This is a genomic window from Mycolicibacterium sp. SMGY-1XX, assembly GCF_059132455.1.
On sequence record NZ_CP101139.1, the window covers coordinates 6454153 to 6474281 of the forward strand.

Sequence of the window (20129 nt, forward strand, 5' to 3'; positions counted from 1 at the left end):
CCCCCACCACCTGCCGACCCGTCACGCGTCGAATCCGACGTTTGGACGGATCGCACTCGCACAAATGGGCCCAAACGTGAGTTTGGGCGTCGTTAGGCGGCGGCCGCTTTCACCGCACGCCCCACCTCGGCACGCAGGTCGGCGTACTCCGGCGAGCGGCGCAGGTCGTCGGGATCAACACCCGTACGCGGCAGATCCACCGGGATGTCGAGAGCCACCTGCCCGGGCCGGCGGGTCAGCACCACGATCCGCGACCCGAGGAACGCCGCCTCATCGGCGCTGTGGGTGACGAACACCGTGGTGCGGCCCGATTCGGCACTGACCTGACGGACGTCTTCCTGCAGCCGTTCCCGGGTCAACGCATCGAGGGCCGCGAACGGCTCGTCGAGCAGGAACAGCGGGGTCTCGGCGGCCAGTGCCCGGGCGATCGCCACGCGCTGCTGCTGGCCGCCACTGATCTCCCAGATCTTGCGGCCCGCAGTGCCTTCCAGCCCGACCCGCTCCAGCAGTTCGTCGCGGCGCTGAGCCCTTCTGTCCCGCGGCACCTTTGCGTACTTGAGCGCGAGATCGATGTTGCCGCCGACGGTGCGCCACGGGAACAGCCGCGGCTGTTGGAACACCACGCCTGCGCTCACGCCGGGGGTGGGCGGCGCACCGGAGACCGCCACCTTGCCTTCCGAGGGCTGCTCGAAGCCGGCGATCAGCCGCAACAGGGTGCTCTTACCGCAACCCGACGCGCCCACCAGCACCAGGAACGCGCCGGGCTCGACATCGAGATCCACTGGCCCCAAGGCGGTCACCTCGTTGCCGCCGTGGCCGTAGCGGTGGCTCACATTGTGTATGCGCACAGCGCCATCGGTCGCGCTACTGCTTGAGGGCATCCGGAAGACCCTTGGTGTAGATGGCTTTCTGGAAGGTCTCCAGCGGCGCGGCCTCCGGGATCTGCTGCTGCGAAGCCAGGAACTCCGAGGCGCTCTGCAGATTGGCGGCGATGTTGCCTGTCGCTCCGTCGGTGCCCAGCCATTCGGCAGAGGCCACCTCGTCGGGAGTCAAGTAGACACCCTGCTTGATCTGCTCGGCGGTTTCCTCAGGGGTCAAACCGATTTCGGCGGCGATCGCCTTGGCCGCGGCCTCGGGATCGTTCTTGATGACATCGAGGGCGCGGGCCTCCTGCTGCCGCCAGATGTCGACCACCTCGGGATGGGCTTCGGCGAATTCGGTGGACACCACCCCCAGATCGAGGGTGGGCTTGCCGTCCTTGGCCAACTGGCGGCTGGTGATCAGGTCCTTGCCGGTGGTGCGCAGCTGGTCCAGAGTGGGCAGCCAGGTGTAGGCCGCGTCGATGTCACCGCGCTCCCACGCCGCCAGGATGGCCTGCGGCTGCAGGTCGACGAGCTGGACGTCGGCGGGTGTCAGGCCGTTCTGGTCGAGTGCGGCCAGCAGGCTGTAGTGCGCGGTAGAGGCGAACGGCGTGGCGATGCGCTTGCCACGCAGTTCCGGAATGGTGTTGACACCACTCTCATTACGCGCGACCAGGGCCTCATTGTCGCCGGCCACGTCGAGCACGAAGGCCACCTGGTAGGGGATGTTCAGCGGCGCCGACAACCCGCGGGCCACCGGGCTCGACCCGATGGCGCCGAAGTCGAGCTCCTTGGCGATGAAGGCGGTGTTGACATCGGCACCGGAGTCGAACTTCGTCCACTTGATGTTGTAGTCCGGCAGCGCCTCTTCGAGCCACTTGTTGTTCTTGACGATCAGGTCGCCGCTCGGAAAGGTCTGGTACGCAAGGCGAATGGTCTGCTTCTCGGCGTCCTGGCCGGAGTTGTCCACCGCGCAGCCGGCAAGCCCGAGGGTCGAGACGGCCAACGCCGCAACCAGTGCTTTCAGTTTCATATTTTCCCTCTCCAAGGAACAGCGCGCCGCTCGAGGGCGCGAAGCAGGCTGTCGATGATCAGACCCGAGATCCCGATGGCGAAGATCCCGACCAGCACGACGGGGGTGTTGTTGTAGTTGCTGGCGTCTTTGACCAGCCCGCCGATTCCCGGGATGCCGTTGAACAACTCGGCGGCCACCACCGAGGAGTAGGCCATGCCGACCGCCAGCCGGATGCCGGTGAACGTCTCGGGCAGCGCCGAGGGCACCACCACGTCGCGGATGACTTCGGCGCGGCTGGCCCCGAGGGCGCGGGCCGCCTCTTGCAGTCCGACCGGTGCCGCGACGACGGCGGCGGTGGTGGCCACGGCTGCCGGCGGCAGTGCGGCCAGGGCCAGCAGCGTGATCTTGGGCGCCTCGTCGATGCCGAGCCAGATGACGAGAAGGAAGAAGTAGGCCAGCGGCGGCAGGGCGCGCAGGAAGGTCAGCCACGGCTCCAGCACGCTGCGGACCCAACTGATCGATCCCATCAGCAGACCCAGAAGCACGCCGAGTACGACGCCGATCACCACGCCGACGAGCACACGGCGCAACGTCATGTAGAGGTGCTCCCACAGCAGGTAGCCCGCGTATCCGCGGACCCCGTCGTGGGTGGTGGAGACGTCGACGAACGCTTTCCAGACGGTACTCGGGTAGGGCACGAAGGTCTGGTTCCAGATCCCGGCCAGTGCGACGAGCTGCCAGACGACGAAGAACACGAGCACCGAGAGCAGCGGCAGCGCCGCGCGGGTCAGTCGGCCTTTCCACTTGCCCGCGGCCGAGGTTCGCGGCGGCGAGGACGGTGAGGCGGCTTCGTCGGGCGTGATGTCAACGAATACGGACACGGATCGACTTTCTGTGCACTGAAAAGGAGGGGCTGTTGGCGCTAAGGCGCGTCAGCAACAGCAGCAGTCGACGACCGATGTCCCAGGCACAGGGCGATTAAAGAGGCCGGTGGGCGGTGAGGCCAGAGTAGGACTCACGGCGAATTTAACTCTGGCAGGCTACAAGGTGGCGCGCCACTGGTTGGTCGACCAGGGCTGCGCCTGCGGAAGAGTGTCGCGCACCGCGGCCACCACACCAGGCCAGGCGTACTCGTCGTAGTCGTCACCGGAGAGCCATCCGCCGGGAACCACCTTGGGCCGCCACGCGGTGATGTCGGCGACGACACTGTCGTAATCATGGCGGGCGTCCAGATGCACCCACGTCAGCGACTCATCGGGGAACAACGCGGCCGCACTCAGCGAATCGGAGATCAGGATCTGCACGGTGTCGGCCGCACCGCAGGCGATGACGTTGCGGTGCAACAGTCCGGCCATGGTGCCGGCACCGTGTTCCACCGCGGGGCCGTGCGCGTCGACATCGCTGACACCTTCCGGCCCGCTCCCCCGGCAGGTGTCGACTCCCAGCACCGTGATGTCGCGGCCGCCTGCGGTCACCACGTCCGCCAGCGAGCACAGGCTTTTCCCGAGGTAGACGCCCACCTCGACGAACCGGCTGCCGTCCGGGAAGTGGGCCACCGCTTCGCTCTGCCCGTCGCGCCACTGGAACCACCCCGGGATGTCCTCCCAGCTGGAGATCGGTGCGTCGAACTTGCTGGCGGGTTGCGTCTGGTTCGGCATGCCACCTCCATACCCCGAAGTCTCGGCGCTCATGCCACGCTCGCGGCGCTGAGCAGCCGGCGGTAGACGCCGGTGATCTGGGTCCGCAGGTGTGCGCTCAACTGATGGCGTTGTGCGCGCAACTCGGCCCCGGACAGCCGTTCGCCTGTCAGTGCTGCGTCGACCGCGCGCAGCAGGCTTTCCGTGTCGAGCTCGCTGCGGTTGTAGTGGTAGACCGGGAAGTCCTGTTGCTGCGAGAAATAGCCACAGTCGGGCACCACCGCACACACGCCGGCGTCGTAGCACGCCTCCACCCACCCGGAGTGGGTGCCGAACCGGTAGGGCAGCACCATGACGTCGATTTCCTGCAGGTACTCGCACAGCGCGGCGTCGGTGAACCTCGGGTGCACCCGAACATCAACGCCCGCAGCGGAATACCGGTCCAGGCGGGTCGCCGCCGCTTCGGCCGAGCGCGGCGAGCGCAACGCCTCGACGTCGACGTCGAGGCGCAACCGCCACCCTGCGCGGTCTTCGGCGAGCAACGCATCGAGCACGGGCCATGGGTCGATGTTGGCCCGCAGCGCCTTGGCGTGGAGGGCGACCACCGGTTCGCTGCGCCGGCCGCGCGGTGCGCCGATGTCGTCCAGCGGCAGTACCGGCGGATGCGGCAGCACCACACTGGTGCGACCCCACCGGCGTTGCACCTCGGCGGCCGCCCCAGCGGTCAGGGTGATCACCTCGGATGCCTCTGAGATCAGCACCCCGAGCCGCTCCCGATGCTCGGCCGGGTCGCGAAAGTGCGGGTTGTCCAGATCGTGAACCGTCACCACCAACGGCACCTGGTGCTCGCGCAGCACCGCCGCCACCGCGCGCAGAGCGTCCGGAGGCGTCGCGTCGAAACCGAAGTGGACGTGCAGGACGTCGATGTCTCCGATGTGTTCGGCCAGGAAAGTCGGGTCCAGCAGACGTGGCGGCCACCACTGACCCGGCACCGTGGCCCCCGGCGGTACCGGATCGGACAGCAGGGCAATGTGCTCGGGGTCGAGCACGGCGTGTACGTACGAGTGCCCGGCGGGTACCGATGCCAGCGAAATCACCGGTCACCTATACCCCGCAGCCTCGGCATCTACGCTTGCGGTGGTGAGCTCCGACCTCGGCCGCACGTGGCACTATCGCGACTTCTACCGGCCGCCGGGAACTCCGCAGCCGGAGGACAGGCCGCTGTGGCTGGTAGTGGGCAATTGCCAGGCCGAGGCGCTGCGTCGGGTCCTGGACGGTGTTCCCGACCGGCCCTACCGCACCGCCCGGATTCCCCCGGTGCACGAACTGGAGGCCGGCGACCTGCCGTTCCTGCGGACGCTGCTGGCCGACACCGCGGTGCTGATCAGTCAGCCGATCCGGCAGAACTACCGTGATCTGCCGATCGGGACCGCGGACCTGACTGCTGCGCTGCGGCCGGAAGCCGCGGTGGTCCGCTGGCCGGTGATCCGCTACGCGGGGCTCTATCCATTCCAGGTGATCGTCCGTCATCCCGCCGACCGGTCGGTCACCCCGCCGGTGGTGCCCTACCACGACCTGCGCACGCTGGTCGCCGCACGCGACGGCCTCGGCGTCGGGGACCCGTGGGATGTCGAGGTCGGCGCCGAGGCCATCCGCGCCGTCGCCGAGGCCAGTGTGGCCGAGCTGGCCCGACGGGAAGCGCGCGATACCGATGTCGGTGTCTCCGACGTACTGCTGCGGCATGGCGCCGACGCCGCCCACACCATCAACCACCCCGGCAACCCGGTGTTGGTGGATCTGGCATCGCGCATCCTCGCACTCCGGGATGTCGCCGCGACACCGGCCGCCCCACCACGGCCGCTTCTGTCCTCGGTGTACGCACCCCTGGAGGAAAGGGTGCTGCGTGCGCACGGCATCAGCGCACCCCCACGTGATCAGTGGCGGGTCGACGACGACGAGATAACGCCGCAGCAGGTTCACGAAGCCCAATTGCGGTGGTATCAGGACAATCCCGACTACATCGACCTGGCCGTCGAACGACACGGTCCGGTGATGGAACTCCTGGGCCTCGATGCGGCGAGGATCTCGTGAGCACGCCGGTCACCCATCTCATCGTGGGTCCATCGCGGCATGGTGTGGTGCAGTTCGGCAGTGAACTGCACGACGCCATGCGCGCCAACGGCGCCCCCTCACTGCTCTGGCATGCCGAGCACCACGATGAATTGGTTTGGGAGACCGCACCTTCGGCACTGCATCTGCAGTTCACCGACCGCCTGTTCGGCTCGTCCCCCGAAGACGCCGCTGCGACGGTGCGCGCGATCGTCGCCCGGGCCGTGGCCGCCGGCGGTCGGGTCACCGTGACGCTGCATGATCTCCCCCAGCCCTCCGACGGGCACAACTTCGCCCGGCGCATGAGGGCCTACGCCGCGGTGTGCGACGGCGTGCACGCCGTCGTGGTCAGCAGTGAGCACGAGCGGGCGCTGTTGGGCTCCTATGCGCCGGAGCGCGTCGCGGTGGTGCCGCTTCCGGTGCGGGCCGGAGCGCGCCCGAAACCCGTTGCTTCCGGGCAGCTCTCGGTCGGCATCTTCGGCTATGTCTATCCCGGTAAGGGTCATGAGGAAACACTCAGCGCCATTGCACATCTGGCCGCTGATGTCGAACTGGTCGCCATCGGGCAGGCCTCCGACGGGCATGCCGATCTGATCACCGAACTCGAGACCCGGGCCCACGATCTGGGCGTGCGGTTCCGCGTGACCGGCTATGTCAGCGACGGCCTGACCGAGGTGTTGCGCAACGTCACCGTGCCGGTGGCACCGCACCGGCATGTGTCCGCGTCGGGCTCACTGAACAGCTGGCTGAGCGCGGGTCGCCGCCCGCTGGCCCCGGTGAATCGCTACAGCGAAGAGATGGTGCGCCGCAATCCCGATGCGCTCGAACTGTATCCGGACACCGAGGTGGGTCTTCGTACCGCGATCAAACGGGCACTCGACGACCCCCAGCTCACCTGGTTGCCGGAGACCGTCGTCTGCACGCCGACCGCGGCGGACGCTGCGGCGCAGTATGCCCACCTACTGCAGACATGGCACCGGTGACACGCGCAATTCCGTTGCCGCAGGGTCGCTTCACCGTCCCGGGCAACCGGTGGGATCTCGTCGACGCCGGAGCGCGTACCCCATCGGTGGCGGTGGTCATCCCCTACTACAACCAACAGCGAGAACTGGACCTCGTACTGCGGGCACTGGAATCCCAGCAGTATCCACCCGACCTGCTCACGGTGATCGTCGCCGACGACGGGTCGGCCCAGGCGCCGACGGTGCCGCGGCGAGTCCAGGTGGTGCGCCAGCCCGATCTGGGTTTCCGCGCCGCCGCAGTGCGCAACCTCGGAGCCCGGGCGGCCAACGCCGAGATCCTGTGTTTCCTGGACGCCGACACCGTTCCGGAACCGTCATATCTGCGGCACCTGGTCGCCCTGCCCGCCGTGCTGCCGGAGGCGCTGGTGGTCGGCCGGCGCCGCCACGCCGACCTGAGCCGCACCGCCCCCGACGACCTCCCCGGTTGGTGGTCCGGCCGATGGGCGCCGCAGGAGCTACCCGAACCGACCTGGCTTAGCAACGAGTACACCCGCAGCGGTGATCTGCTGCGGGTCGACCACCGGTCCTACCGGTACATCATCAGTTCGGTGATGTGTTGCAGCAAAGAGCTTTTCGATGATATCGGCGGTTTCGACGAATCGTTTTCCCAGTACGGCGGCGAGGACTGGGAATTCGCGCACCGGGCACTGGCCGGCGGCGCGGTACTGCACCACGCGCGCGAGGCGGTGGCGTGGCACAACGGCCCCGACTGGGGCGAGCGCACCGCCGACGAACACAGCGCGCGGGTCCGTGCGACGCAGAAGAACACAGAGGCGCTGGCGCTGGCGCGCCGGATCACCGACCCCGATGCCCGCACCCACGGATTGTGTTACGCCCTGCCCGATGTCGCAGTGCGCATCGCTGCGGCCGGCCACACCGCGGCGTCCCTGGTCCGCACTCTCGGTTGTTTCCTGCACGAAGACGTCGGCGTCTGGGTCGACGATCCCGAGCTGCCGGCCGAGATCGGAATCGAGGACCAGAGGATCCACCACGGCGCGGTACCCGACGACGTCCTGCGCCGCTGCCGCTTCGTCATCGACGTGACCGGCCGAGCCGTGCTCCCGCGGTTGTCGGTCACCGAGATGCTGCGCCGGTGTTCGGGGCCCGGCGTCGGCGAGGTCGCGGCCCGTGCCGGCGGCGCCGAGGTGCGCTGCCGGTCCTCCTGGGCGATCAACCGCGCCCGCCGCTGGGCACTGGATCCCGCTGCGCTCAGCGAGACCGTCGAACTGCCCGCCCACGACCTCGGCCTGTCCTGCGGCGAGCCGGTTCCTGACCTGTCGTGGTGATCGGCCCGCCCGCACCCGGTGACTCCCAACTACACCGATACAGTCTGTGACCCAGGTAACGGGGCGCTCTCAGCGTGGCGCTCGTTTCCTACACTGACGTTTTTGCCCACGCCTGGGCTGAACAGATCGGATCGGACACAACGTGACCATCGGGATACCGCGCGAATCTTCACCTGGTGAAACGCGCGTCGCCGCCACACCGCAGACCGTCGGGCAGATCATCAAGCTCGGCTACAGCGTCGTCGTCGAGTCCGGCGCCGGAGCGGCCTCGAGCTTCTCCGATGCCGCCTACGTCGAGGCCGGCGCCGAAATCGGCGATCCCTGGGCCTGCGATGTCGTCTTGAAGGTCAACGCACCGGCCGACGAGGAGATCGCCAAGCTGCGCGACGGCGCGACCCTGGTCAGCCTGATCTCCCCGGCACTGAAGCCGGAGCTGGTCGAGAAGCTGTCCGCCCGCCCCATCACCGTGCTGGCCATGGACGCGGTACCGCGCATCTCGCGTGCCCAGTCACTGGATGTGCTGTCCTCGATGGCCAACATCGCCGGCTACCGGGCCGTCGTCGAAGCCGCACATGCCTTCGGCCGGTTCTTCACCGGTCAGGTCACCGCCGCCGGCAAGGTACCGCCGGCCAAGGTCCTGGTCGTGGGTGCCGGGGTGGCCGGACTGGCTGCCATCGGCGCCGCCGGCAGCCTGGGCGCGATCGTGCGGGCCACCGACCCGCGGCCCGAGGTCGCCGATCAGGTGAAATCCCTGGGCGGGGAGTACGTGTCCGTCGACCCGAACGCCGGCGAAGTGTCGGCCACCGGTTACGCCAAGGAAATGGGCGACGACTACAAGGCCCGCGAGGCGGCGCTGTATGCCGAACTGGCCTCCGACGTCGACATCATCATCACCACCGCGCTGATCCCCGGCCGGCCCGCACCGCGCATCATCACCGCCGACATGGTGGCCTCGATGAAACCGGGCAGCGTGATCGTCGACATGGCCGCGGCCAACGGCGGCAACGTCGAAGGCACCGTCAAGGATCAGGCCGTCGTCACCGACAACGGTGTCACGATCATCGGCTACACCGACCTGGCCGGCCGGCTGCCCGCCACGGCCTCCCAGCTCTACGGCACCAACCTGGTGAACCTGCTCAAACTTCTGACCCCGGAGAAGGACGGCCGGCTCACCCTGGACTTCGACGACGTCGTCCAGCGCTCGGTCACCGTCGTCCGCGACGGCGAGACCACCTGGCCGCCCCCGCCGGTGCAGGTGTCCGCGGCGCCCGCAGCGGCGGCTGCCGCGGCCCCGGTCCCGGTAACGAAAGCCAAGGCGCCGATGTCCACCCAGCGCCGCCTCGGCGTGGCATTCGGCGCGGCTGCGGCGCTGTTCGCCCTGATCGCGCTGTCCCCGGCCGCACTGCAGGTGCACCTGGTGGTGTTCGCGCTGGCGATCGTCATCGGCTACTACGTGATCGGCCATGTGCACCACGCGCTGCACACCCCACTGATGTCGGTGACCAACGCGATCTCCGGGATCATCGTCGTCGGCGCCCTGCTGCAGATCGGCCAGGAGAACACCGCGATCACCGCACTGGCCTTCGTGGCGATCCTGCTGGCCAGTATCAACGTCTTCGGCGGCTTCGCGGTGACCCGCCGCATGCTCGCCATGTTCTCCCGCAGCTGAGCAGTCTTCCCCAAGAAATGGATTCCATGTTCACCGTTGAAACGACTGCGACCGCTGCCTACATCGTCGCGGCCCTGCTGTTCATCCTGGCGCTGGCCGGGCTCTCCAAACACGAAACGTCCAAGGCGGGCAACACCTTCGGCATCGCCGGAATGGCCATCGCCCTGGTGGCGACCGTCGCGCTGGCGCTGGGCCGCGAGATCGAACCACTGGGTCTGGGGCTGCTGATCGGCGCCATGATCGTCGGTGCGGCGATCGGTCTGTGGCGTGCCCGGGTGGTCGAGATGACCGGGATGCCCGAGCTGATCGCCCTGCTGCACTCCTTTGTGGGCCTGGCCGCCGTGCTGGTCGGCTGGAACGGCTACCTGCACGTCGAAGCCCACCCGGACGGCGCCGAGGCGGCGCTGCTGCAAAGCGAAGGCATGCTCGGCATCCACTCCGCCGAGGTGTTCATCGGCGTGTTCATCGGCGCGGTGACCTTCACCGGGTCGATCGTGGCCAACCTCAAGCTCTCGGCCCGCATCAAATCCGCCCCACTGATGCTGCCCGGCAAGAACATCATCAACGTCGGCACGCTGGTGCTGTTCTTCGCGCTGACCGTCTGGTTCGTCATCGACCCGCAGCTGTGGCTGCTCATCGTCGTCACTGTGCTGGCGCTGCTGCTGGGCTGGCACCTGGTGGCCTCCATCGGCGGCGGCGACATGCCGGTGGTGGTGTCGATGCTCAACAGCTACTCGGGCTGGGCTGCGGCGGCGTCGGGCTTCCTGCTGGGCAATGACCTGCTGATCATCACCGGCGCACTCGTGGGCTCCTCCGGTGCCTACCTGTCCTACATCATGTGCAAGGCGATGAACCGCTCGTTCATCTCCGTCATCGCCGGCGGTTTCGGGATCGAGGCCGGCCCGGCCGAAGACAAGGACTACGGCGAGCACCGCGAGATCACCGCCGAGGCCGCCGCCGAACTGCTCGGCTCGGCCGACTCGGTGATCATCACCCCCGGCTATGGCATGGCGGTGGCCCAGGCCCAGTACGGGGTGGCCGACCTGACCCGCAAACTGCGTGACCGCGGGGTCAATGTCCGATTCGGCATCCACCCCGTCGCGGGTCGGCTGCCGGGGCACATGAACGTGCTGCTGGCCGAGGCCAAGGTGCCCTACGACATCGTTCTCGAGATGGACGAGATCAACGACGACTTCGACGACACCGCCGTCGTGCTCGTCATCGGCGCCAACGACACGGTCAACCCGGCGGCGGCCGAGGATCCGGGAAGCCCGATCGCCGGCATGCCGGTGCTGACCGTCTGGAACGCCGACAACGTCATCGTGTTCAAACGGTCCATGGCCTCCGGCTACGCCGGCGTGCAGAACCCGCTGTTCTTCCGGGAGAACACCCAGATGCTCTTCGGTGACGCCAAAGACCGGGTGGACGCCATCAACGCCGCGCTGTAACCCGCGCCCGGGCAGAAACTAGGATGTCCAACCATGCCCGTGGATCGGTTACTGCCGTCGGATGAAGCCGTCGAGCTGATCGCGCTCACCCGCGACATCGCCGACAAAGTGCTGGACCCCATCGTCGACCGGCACGAGAAGGACGAGACCTACCCCGATGGGGTCTTCGCGCAGCTGGGCGCGGCCGGGCTGCTGAGCCTGCCGCAACCCGAGGAGTGGGGCGGCGGCGGTCAGCCGTTCGAGGTGTACCTGCAGGTGCTCGAGGAGATCGCGGCGCGGTGGGCAGCGGTGGCCGTCGCGGTCAGTGTGCACAGTCTGTCGTCGCATCCGCTGCTGATGTTCGGCACCGAAGAGCAGAAGCAGCGCTGGCTACCGGGCATGCTGTCGGGTGAACAGATCGGCGCCTACTCGCTGTCCGAACCGCAGGCCGGTTCGGATGCGGCCGCGCTGCGCTGTTCGGCACGACGTGACGGTGACGGCTATGTGCTCAACGGGGCGAAGTCGTGGATCACCCATGGCGGGGTCGCCGACTTCTACACGTTGTTCGCGCGGACCGGGGAGGGAAGCAAGGGCATCTCCTGTTTCCTGGTCCCGAAAGATCTCGACGGCCTGAGCTTCGGCAAGCCCGAGGAGAAGATGGGCCTGCACGCCGTACCCACCACGTCGGCCTTCTACGACAACGCGCACATCGACGCCGACCGGCTCATCGGTGCCGAAGGCCAGGGTCTGCCGATCGCGTTCTCGGCGTTGGATTCCGGGCGACTCGGCATCGCCGCGGTGGCGGTGGGGATTGCGCAGGCGGCCCTGGACGAGGCCATCCGGTACGCAGGAGAACGAACCACGTTCGGGCGCAAGATCATCGACCACCAAGGCCTGGGTTTCCTGTTGGCCGATATGGCTGCCGCGGTGGTGAGCGCGAGGGCCACCTATCTGGACGCTGCCCGGCGCCGCGATCTCGGCTTGCCCTACGGGCAGCAGGCCAGCGTGGCCAAACTGATCGCCACCGACGCCGCGATGAAGGTGACCACCGACGCGGTGCAGGTGTTCGGCGGGGCCGGCTACACCCGCGACTACCGGGTGGAACGCTTCATGCGCGAGGCGAAGATCACTCAGATCTTCGAGGGCACCAATCAGATTCAGCGACTGGTGATCGCCCGGGGGCTCTCCGGCGGATGACGACGACGGCTCGGCCGCTTCCCGGATGGTCGGTGCCGCTCTTCTTCATCGCCGGCGCCCTGTCCCAGTATCTGGGCGCCGCCGTGGGTGTCTTCCTGTTCGAGACCACCGAACCGGCTACTGTCGCGTGGCTGCGCGCGGCGGCGGCCGGGGCGGTGCTGGTGTGTTGGCGCCGGCCCTGGAGAAGACGCCGCCAGGCGCCGTGGACGCGGCAATCCGTGCTCATCACAACGGGTTTCGGGATGGTGACCGTTTTGATGAACGTGGCGTTCTACGAGGCGATCGCGCGGATCCCGTTGGGCACGGCGGTCGCCATCGAGTTCGCCGGTCCGGTTGCGGTGGCCGCGTTGGGACCGCGCCGGCCACGTGATCTGGCCGCCGTCGCCCTGGTCGCGGGCGGCGTGGTGCTGTTGGCCGGTGTGCAGGGCAGCGCCGATCTGGTGGGTGTCGTCTGGGCGTTGACCGCCGCGGCACTGTGGGCGGGGTACATCCTGTTCGGTAAACGGGTGGCCGACACCGGCGCCGGCCTGGACTCGTTGGCACTCGGAATGGCGGCCGCGGCAGTGGTATTGGCGCCGCTGCTGATCACGCTGCAGTGGCGGGTCGATGCGTCGGTGTTCGGCGATCCGCGGCTGTGGCTGCTCGGCGCCGGTGTCGGTGTACTGTCGAGCGCCATCCCGTACGCGCTGGATCAGCGGGTGCTCACCAGCATCGGCCGGGCCCGGTTCGCCCTACTGCTGGCGCTTCTTCCCGCAACCGCGGCGGTGGTGGGAGCGGTGGTCCTGGCGCAGCGTCCCAGCATCGCCGAAATCGCCGGTATCACCATGGTGATGGCGGCGCTGGCTCTGTCCAGCCGGGCCGACGGGTGACGGCCGCGGAGAAATCGGACCTCAGTCGGGCACCGTGATGGTGGTCGTCGCGCCCCCGCCCGGGGTGGCGGTGAAGTCGATGGTCCCGCCGCTGGCTTCCACGGCCACCACCAGCGAGGCCAGTCCGATGTGCCCTTCGGCCACCGATTCGGCGAGCACCGCAGGGTCGAAACCGACGCCGTTGTCGACGATGGTGAGCGCCAGCATCTGGCCGCTGCGGCGCAGGTCGACAGAGATGCGCGTGGCCTGAGAGTGCTTGTGCGCGTTGGCCAGCAGCTCCCGGGTGGCGCGGTACAACAGCGCCTGTGCCGGCGGCCGGCCGACCTCCTGGGCGTGGATGTCGACGGGCACCCGGGTCCGCTGCTCATGCCCGCGGGCCAGTTCGGTGATCCCGGCGGTGAGACCCACCTGGGCGAGCACCGTCGGATGCAAAGTGCTGACGGTGCTGCGTAATTGGGCCACGGCGTCGCGCAGTGCGGAGTCGATGCGGTCCACCGCCTCGGACTGCCCGTCGCGCAAGTCATCGAGATCGAGCCGGACGGCCAGCAGATTCTGTAGGGGTCCGTCGTGCAGTTGCTCGGCCAACTGCCTGCTGTGCCGCTCATCGGCGAGCAGCGACTCGGCCACCAGCCGTCGGCGCACCTCCAACAGCCTGCGCACCCGAGCCGAACGTCGCGTCAGGACCACCGACAGCGCCGTCGTCGCCGCAGCCAGCCACAGCAGGCAACCGAATTGGACGTACACCACGTCCGGAAAGCCCACGGTGTCGTCGCGCCGGGAGTAGAAGATCCACGCGAACAGGTAACAGAGCGCGGTGCCGACACCGAGTGCGGCGGTCAGGGCCGGGCGGTCCAGGAACGCCACCGAGATCGGCACCAGGAAGAACACCGGCAGCAACCACGCCGTCGCACCCCCGGACACCACACACAGCGCCAGCACCGCGGCCAAGTCGATACCCCAGGAAAGGGGCACGCCCCAACCCGCCCAGCCGGCTATCGGGCGGGTGAGCACCAGTACCAGCCACGCCGTCGCCGCCGCCGCGTAGACCACCAACACCGTGGCGTACACCGCAGGCAGCCAGTGTTCGACGCCTTGGGCGTACACCAGCAGCGCGATCAGTCCGATCAGCGGCAGCCGCAGACAACCGGCGACGCGGACCGGGTCGGTGGCCAACAAATCGGGTGGGCGCAGCAACCCCTACTCCAACAACCCGCGCCGCATGGCCTCGGCCACCGCGGCGGCCCGGTCCCCGACTCCGAGTTTCTCGTAGAGGCGCTGCACATGCGTCTTGACCGTGGACGGCGCCAGGAACAGCTGCTCGGCGATCGCCGGAATGCTGCGGCCCGACGCGATCAGGCCCAGCACTTCGCGTTCGCGGGCACTGAGGGCGGGGCCGGCCGGCTCGGCGCGGCGCCGGATCTCCACCGCCAGGCCCGACGCCAGCCGGGGTGCCACCACGTCGCGGCCCTTGGCGCAGTCCAGGACCGCACTGACGATCTCGGCGCGGGTCGACTCCTTCGGCAGGAAGCCCGCGGCGCCCTGCTGCAACGCGTGATAGACGACGGCGGGATCGTCGTGCGCCGAAACCAACAGCACGCGGGTGGCCAGGCCGTCACGAAGGGCGGCCGCCGCCACACCGGCGCCGTCGAGGCCCGGCATCTGGTAGTCCAGCAGCGCCACGTCCGGCCGGTGCTCGGTGATGGCCTGCAGCGCCGCCAGACCGTCCGGCGCTTCGGCCACCACGTCGATGTCGTCGCTGCTGTTCAGGGCACGAACCAGGCCGTCGCGGAACAACGGATGGTCGTCACCGACCACCACCCTGACCTTCGGCCCCGACATGGTCACGCAGCTTTCCACATCGGGGTTGTCCCCCGATCGGTGGACACCGGATTCAACCTGCTCATCCGCCGGCAGGTGGACAGACATCGGGTCGCGGCCGCGGGAGAGTAATCACATCGGCAGCACGCCCCCGAGGACAGGAGTACGGACATGAAGCTCTTCACCAATCAGAAGGTCGCCCGCTACGTCGCCGCCCCGATGATCGGGCTGAGCATCCTCGGCGGGACTACCCTGGCCGTCGCGGACGCCACCACCTCGGCGACCGGCGACCCGGGGACAAGCCAAATCGTCTCCAGCGCAGACGGATTCAGCGGCTACGCCGCCTGAGAACCAGGAGATTCAGGACATGTTCCGCACGATTTCCCGCCGGATCACAAGCGCCCTGGCCATGCCAGTGCTGGCCGCAGGTTTGATCGGCGGGGGTGCGGTCGCCCTCAGCGGCGCGGCCTGGGCTGCCAACACGGAGCCCGCCGCGCCCGCTGTGGTGGCGGTGGCCACCGCACAGCCTCCCACCGGACACCGTTCACTTGGTCCGGCACCGGCGTCGACGACGCCGGTGGAACCCGCTCGGTACACGGACAGGTTCAACGGCGAACCCGTCCAGTACCTCACCAGCCTCTGACGAGGCGTCCTCCACAACCCCATCCACGACGCGAAGGAGGTGCCGTCACGTAGCAGACATCGCTCCTATTCCGTATTTTCCGCAGCACCCCGGCGCACCCCCTCGCGCCGGGGTGCTGGGGTTTTTCAAGCACCGCGAAGCATGCCCGCCGATTTATCGAATCAAGTTGCGTAAATTTCCTGTTACCCGGTTCGCAGACTCCGAAATTTCACCTATGGTGAAACCGAGGCCGTCAGGGGAACGGTCCTGACCTCCTCCTTCCAGGCTCGAAAGGACCGCTGCATGGCGAGTGTGACCTTCGCCCAAGCCACCCGTATCCATCCCGGCGCCGACCAACCGGCGGTCGACGGATTGGACCTCGACATCGCCGACGGTGAGTTCGTCGTACTCGTCGGCCCCAGCGGATGCGGCAAATCCACCTCGTTGCGCATGGTCGCCGGCCTCGACGAAGTGCACGCCGGGCGGATCCTGCTGGCCGGCAACGACATCACCGGGTTGGCACCCAAGCGCCGCGATATCGCCATGGTGTTCCAGAATTACGCGCTCTACCCGCACATGACCGTCGCCGACAACATGGCCTACGCCCTCAAGATCGCCGGCGTGAACAAGAGCGAGCGGATGTCGAAGGTCGCCGAGGTCGCCAGACTGCTCGACCTCGAGCCCTACCTCGGCCGCAAGCCCAAGGCGCTGTCGGGCGGTCAGCGGCAGCGTGTCGCGATGGGCCGGGCGATCGTCCGCCAACCCCAGGCGTTCCTGATGGACGAGCCGCTGTCGAACCTCGACGCCAAACTGCGCGTACAGACGCGGGCCCAGATCGCCGCACTCCAGCGCCGCCTGGGCACGACGACGCTCTACGTCACCCACGACCAGACCGAGGCCCTGACCATGGGCGACCGTATCGCGGTACTCAAAGGTGGTGTCCTGCAACAGTTCGACACACCGCGCGCCCTGTACGACGCCCCCGTCAACACATTCGTCGCGTCGTTCATCGGCTCACCTCAGATGAACCTGTTCGACGCCACCGTCACCGCCGGCGGCGCACAGCTGGGCGGGTTCACCCTGCCGATCGAGCGCACCCGGCTCGCTGCTGCCACGGCCGCCGGCGACACCGAGGTGACCGTCGGCATCCGCCCCGAGGATCTGGCGCCCGCGGCCGAAGGGGTGCCGGTGCGGGTGATGACCGTCGAAGACCTCGGCACCGACGCTTACGTCTACGGCCGCCTGGACGAGGCCGGTTCGGATATCGAGATCTCCTTCCGCGTCGACAGCAGGCAACCGCCGGCCCGCGACAGCATCGTCCGGGTGGCGCCACGGCCGGACCGGCTGCACGTCTTCGCCAAGTCCACCGGCCGGCGCTGCTGACACCGCATTTTCAACTGCACTTCAATCAATCCCTTTAACGCACGAACTCGTCTAAGTCGACGGCTGTCGACACCCCGTCCCCAAAAGGAAGCCCCACATGACCACAAACCGCTGGACTCGCGCCGCAGTGCTGACACTCGGCCTCACCTTCGCGCTGACAGCCTGCGGGCGTGACGCCGACGCACCCGCCGCTGATGCAGGAAACGACATCACCGCGGTGTCCGACGGTCCGGCCACCGGCGACATCACCATCTGGGCCATGGGCGTCGAAGGCGAACAGCTGCCCGCACTCGCCGAGGCCTTCGAGGCCGAGAACCCCGATGCCAGCGTCACCGTCACCGCCGTCCCCTGGGACGACGCACCGACGAAGATCTCGACGGCCATCGCGTCCGGGCAGACCCCGGACGCAACACTGCTGAACCCGTCGGCGCTCGCTTCGTTCGTCTCCAGCGGCGGGTTCTCCACGGTGCCCGACGGTGTGATCGACGAGGCCGACTTCGACCAGAACTCGATCGCCGCCACCAAGATCGCCGGTCAGGCCTACGCCGTGCCACTGTACGTCGACACCCGAACCCTGTTCTACCGCAAGGACTTCGCCACTGCCGCCGGTGTCGAGGCGCCCCGCACCTGGGCCGAATGGACCGGTTTCGCCCGCGCACTGCAGGACAACGGCGCCCAGGAAGGCATGCTGCTGCCCACCGGCGAGATCGGTTTCACCGAGCAGGTCCTGATCCCGTTCATCTGGGGCGCCGGCGGCGAGATCCTCAACGCCGAAGGCACGGAATTCACGCTCGACACTCCCGAAACCCAGGCCGGCCTGGCGCAATACCAGTCGTTCTTCGACGAAGGCGTCGCCAGCCGTACCGGCACCTATGAGCCGTGGGGTTCGGTGGAACAGCGGCTGGCCTCCGGTGAGGTGGGTTCGGTGATCAACGGACCCTGGCTGGTGCCCGCCCTGAAGGAACTGCTGGGCGACGAATACGAGCAGAAGATCGGCGTGGCGACCCTGCCGGCCGGCCCGGCCGGCGGAGCCAGCTGGCTCGACGGCGGCCAGCTGGCGGTCTTCCGGGACGCGAAGAACCCCGAGGGCGCCTGGAAGTTCCTGCGCTTCCTGTCCGGAACCGATCAAGCCGCCGAATTCTCCGAACTCACCGGTGATCTGCCTGCCGTCACCGCCGCATGGCAGCCCGCCGGCCTCGACGACGATCCCACCACCGCGGTGTTCAGCGACCAGCTCGAGAGCACCGGTCTGACACCCCCGATCTCCACCTGGAACGAAGCCGCCACCATCATCGCCGGCTACGGCGAACGCCTGGCCCGCGACACCGTCACTCCCGAGGACGCCGCCGCCGGGTTGCAGCGCGACCTCAGCGGAATCGGTATCGGCGGCTGACCGTGACATTGATCTCCGCCAAGCCGGCGTCGTCGTCGGAGGACTCCGCGGCGCCCAGTCGGTCGCCCGGTCGCCGCAAACCCACCTGGCGCCGCCGACAAGCGTTGGTGGCGTGGCTGTTCGCGCTCCCGTTCGCCGTGATCTTCCTGGTGTTCATGGTGGGTCCGCTGGTGGCGTCCCTGGCGCTCAGTGTCACCGACATGACCGGACGAGATCTGCGTAACCCCTTCGCAGTCCAGTTCGTGGGCCTGGACAACTTCATCGCACTGTTCTCCGATGACACCTTCCTGACGGCGATCAAGAACACGGCCTATTTCGTGATCGTCGGCGTCCCCCTGACCGTGGTGGTGGCGCTGGCGATCGCGCTGGCGCTCAACAACGGCATCCAGCGGTTCAGGTCGATGTTCCGGGTCGGGTTCTACACCCCGGTGGTCACCAGTATCGTGGCGATCGCGGTGGTGTGGAAGTACATCCTCGAACCGGACGGCCTGCTCAACCAGGCACTGTCCGGGATCGGGATCACCGGTCCGGACTGGTTGCACGACACCACATTCGCCATGCCGTCGCTGATCCTCATGGCGGTCTGGCGCAACATGGGCACGCTGATGATCGTGTTCCTGGCCGGGCTGCAGAGCATCTCACCCGAACTGCACGAAGCAGCACGGGTGGACGGCGCCAACACCTTTCAACGCTTCCGGGACATCACCTTGCCACTGCTGCGCCCCACCCTGCTTCTGGGCTGCGTGCTGATCTCGATCTACTACTTCCAGTTCTTCGAAGAAGCCTTCGTGATGACCGGCGGCGGCCCCCTGGATCACACGCTGTCGATCACCTACTTCACCTACAACCAGTTCGGGTACGGCAACTACGGCTACGCCTCGGCCGCCAGTTACGTGTTGGCCATCGCCATCGCCCTGGTGACCCTGGTCCAGTTCCGCGTGCTGCGTTCGAAGGACTGACATGACGAATCCGCTGACCGACAAACCGCCCCGCACCGGCCGGGACCGGTGGTACCTCTACATCCCGTTGATCATCGGCTTCGCCGTGACCATCCTGCCCTTCGCGTGGATGATCAGCGGTGCGTTCAAGCCGAGCCGGGAGATCCTGTCCGGCGAGTTCCAGCTGATCCCGGCCGATCCCACCTGGGCGAACTTCGTCGACCTGTTCACCAAAGTGGATTTCACGCAGTACTTCACCAACAGCGTCGTGGTCGCGGTGGCGGTGGTCGGCGGCAACCTGCTGTTCTGCCCGATGCTGGCCTACGCGTTGACCAAACTCGAATTTGCCGGCCGCAGTGCACTGTTCGCGCTGGTGATGACGATGCTCATGGTGCCCACCGTGGTGACGTTCATCCCGCTTTTTGTGCTCGTCACCAAGATGGGGATGATCAACAGCTACGGCGCGCTGATCCTGCCGTTCTTGGCCACCCCGCTCGGTGTTTTCATCATGCGGCAGTTCATGGCCGGCATCCCCGACTCACTGCTGGAGGCAGCGCGGCTCGACGGGGCAGGCGAATTCCGGATCTTCTTCACCATCGTGCTGCCGCTGTGCGGGCCCGCGTTGGCCACCGTGGCGATCCTGCAGTTCCTCACCACCTGGAACGAATTCCTGTGGCCGCTGGTGGCTGCCCAGACCGAGAACCGCTACACGCTGCCCGTGGCCATCGCGATGATCTCGGCCAGCGCCAACTCGGTGAACTACGGGCTGCTGCTGGCCGGTGCCACCGTCATCGTCCTGCCGATCATCGCGCTGTTCCTCTTGCTGCAACGCCATTTCGTGCAAGGCATCGCCACCACCGGCATCAAGTGACCGCCGGCCTCCG

20 protein-coding genes are annotated in these 20129 nt (G+C 67.8%); 13 read left to right on the plus strand and 7 right to left on the minus strand.

Annotation, left to right across the window (positions count from 1 at the left end; translation table 11 throughout):
- Positions 1-92 precede the first annotated feature (92 nt).
- The 5 genes from NL241_RS30805 to NL241_RS30825 form a co-directional block, all read right to left on the minus strand.
- Positions 93-881: an ABC transporter ATP-binding protein gene (locus NL241_RS30805; protein ID WP_487693153.1), complete on the minus strand. Its 789-nt coding sequence runs from the start codon at positions 879-881 to the stop codon at positions 93-95.
- Complete coding sequence (locus NL241_RS30810; RefSeq protein WP_494395945.1) at positions 865-1893, minus strand: taurine ABC transporter substrate-binding protein; 1029 nt, start codon at positions 1891-1893, stop codon at positions 865-867. The genes NL241_RS30805 and NL241_RS30810 overlap by 17 nt, the downstream gene beginning before the upstream one ends.
- Entirely contained in the window at positions 1890-2756 is an 867-nt protein-coding gene (locus NL241_RS30815) for an ABC transporter permease (protein ID WP_487693155.1), read from the minus strand. The genes NL241_RS30810 and NL241_RS30815 overlap by 4 nt, the downstream gene beginning before the upstream one ends.
- 159 nt (positions 2757-2915) lie before the next feature.
- Positions 2916-3533 carry a class I SAM-dependent methyltransferase gene (locus NL241_RS30820; RefSeq protein ID WP_494395946.1) on the minus strand — a complete coding sequence of 206 codons (618 nt, stop codon included), beginning with the start codon at positions 3531-3533 and terminating at the stop codon, positions 2916-2918.
- Between the two features lie 29 nt (positions 3534-3562).
- Positions 3563-4609, minus strand: a complete 1047-nt coding sequence (locus NL241_RS30825) for a glycosyltransferase (protein WP_494395947.1) — start codon at positions 4607-4609, stop codon at positions 3563-3565.
- Positions 4610-4652: 43 nt separating this feature from the next.
- On the opposite strand from NL241_RS30825, the gene NL241_RS30830 reads away from it, so the two are divergent.
- The 7 genes from NL241_RS30830 (at position 4653) to NL241_RS30860 (ending at position 13091) form a co-directional block, all read left to right on the plus strand.
- Complete coding sequence (locus tag NL241_RS30830; RefSeq protein WP_494395948.1) at positions 4653-5603, plus strand: WcbI family polysaccharide biosynthesis putative acetyltransferase; 951 nt, start codon at positions 4653-4655, stop codon at positions 5601-5603.
- Positions 5600-6604, plus strand: coding sequence for a glycosyltransferase (locus tag NL241_RS30835; protein WP_494395949.1), 1005 nt, complete (start codon positions 5600-5602; stop codon positions 6602-6604). The genes NL241_RS30830 and NL241_RS30835 overlap by 4 nt, the downstream gene beginning before the upstream one ends.
- The gene (locus NL241_RS30840) at positions 6592-7929 is read left to right on the plus strand and encodes a glycosyltransferase (protein WP_494395950.1); all 1338 of its coding nucleotides are present in this window, start codon (positions 6592-6594) and stop codon (positions 7927-7929) included. The genes NL241_RS30835 and NL241_RS30840 overlap by 13 nt, the downstream gene beginning before the upstream one ends.
- Before the next feature lie 142 nt (positions 7930-8071).
- Positions 8072-9598, plus strand: coding sequence for a Re/Si-specific NAD(P)(+) transhydrogenase subunit alpha (locus NL241_RS30845; protein WP_487693161.1), 1527 nt, complete (start codon positions 8072-8074; stop codon positions 9596-9598).
- A gap of 26 nt (positions 9599-9624) precedes the next feature.
- Positions 9625-11046, plus strand: a complete 1422-nt coding sequence (gene pntB / locus NL241_RS30850; protein ID WP_487693162.1) for a Re/Si-specific NAD(P)(+) transhydrogenase subunit beta — start codon at positions 9625-9627, stop codon at positions 11044-11046.
- 33 nt (positions 11047-11079) lie between these two features.
- Positions 11080-12222: an acyl-CoA dehydrogenase family protein gene (locus NL241_RS30855; RefSeq protein ID WP_494395951.1), complete on the plus strand. Its 1143-nt coding sequence runs from the start codon at positions 11080-11082 to the stop codon at positions 12220-12222.
- Complete coding sequence (locus NL241_RS30860; protein WP_494395952.1) at positions 12219-13091, plus strand: EamA family transporter; 873 nt, start codon at positions 12219-12221, stop codon at positions 13089-13091. The genes NL241_RS30855 and NL241_RS30860 overlap by 4 nt, the downstream gene beginning before the upstream one ends.
- Positions 13092-13112: 21 nt before the next feature.
- On the opposite strand, the gene NL241_RS30865 is transcribed toward NL241_RS30860, so the two are convergent.
- The gene (locus NL241_RS30865) at positions 13113-14285 is read right to left on the minus strand and encodes a sensor histidine kinase (RefSeq protein WP_494395953.1); all 1173 of its coding nucleotides are present in this window, start codon (positions 14283-14285) and stop codon (positions 13113-13115) included.
- Positions 14286-14288: 3 nt separating this feature from the next.
- A complete protein-coding gene (locus NL241_RS30870) occupies positions 14289-14930 on the minus strand; it encodes a response regulator (protein ID WP_494395954.1) in 642 nt (213 codons plus the stop codon).
- 150 nt (positions 14931-15080) lie between these two features.
- On the opposite strand from NL241_RS30870, the gene NL241_RS30875 reads away from it, so the two are divergent.
- The 6 genes from NL241_RS30875 (at position 15081) to NL241_RS30900 (ending at position 20116) form a co-directional block, all read left to right on the plus strand.
- Positions 15081-15257, plus strand: coding sequence for a hypothetical protein (locus NL241_RS30875; RefSeq protein WP_487693167.1), 177 nt, complete (start codon positions 15081-15083; stop codon positions 15255-15257).
- Between the two features lie 19 nt (positions 15258-15276).
- Positions 15277-15552: a hypothetical protein gene (locus NL241_RS30880; RefSeq protein ID WP_494395955.1), complete on the plus strand. Its 276-nt coding sequence runs from the start codon at positions 15277-15279 to the stop codon at positions 15550-15552.
- Positions 15553-15834: 282 nt separating this feature from the next.
- On the plus strand, positions 15835-16914 hold the full coding sequence (locus NL241_RS30885; RefSeq protein ID WP_494395956.1) for an ABC transporter ATP-binding protein: 1080 nt from the start codon (positions 15835-15837) through the stop codon (positions 16912-16914).
- Between the two features lie 97 nt (positions 16915-17011).
- Positions 17012-18307: an extracellular solute-binding protein gene (locus tag NL241_RS30890; RefSeq protein WP_494395957.1), complete on the plus strand. Its 1296-nt coding sequence runs from the start codon at positions 17012-17014 to the stop codon at positions 18305-18307.
- Positions 18308-18309: 2 nt separating this feature from the next.
- Positions 18310-19266, plus strand: coding sequence for a carbohydrate ABC transporter permease (locus NL241_RS30895; RefSeq protein WP_494395958.1), 957 nt, complete (start codon positions 18310-18312; stop codon positions 19264-19266).
- Between the two features lies 1 nt (position 19267).
- Positions 19268-20116: a carbohydrate ABC transporter permease gene (locus NL241_RS30900; RefSeq protein WP_494395959.1), complete on the plus strand. Its 849-nt coding sequence runs from the start codon at positions 19268-19270 to the stop codon at positions 20114-20116.
- Positions 20117-20129: the final 13 nt, after the last annotated feature.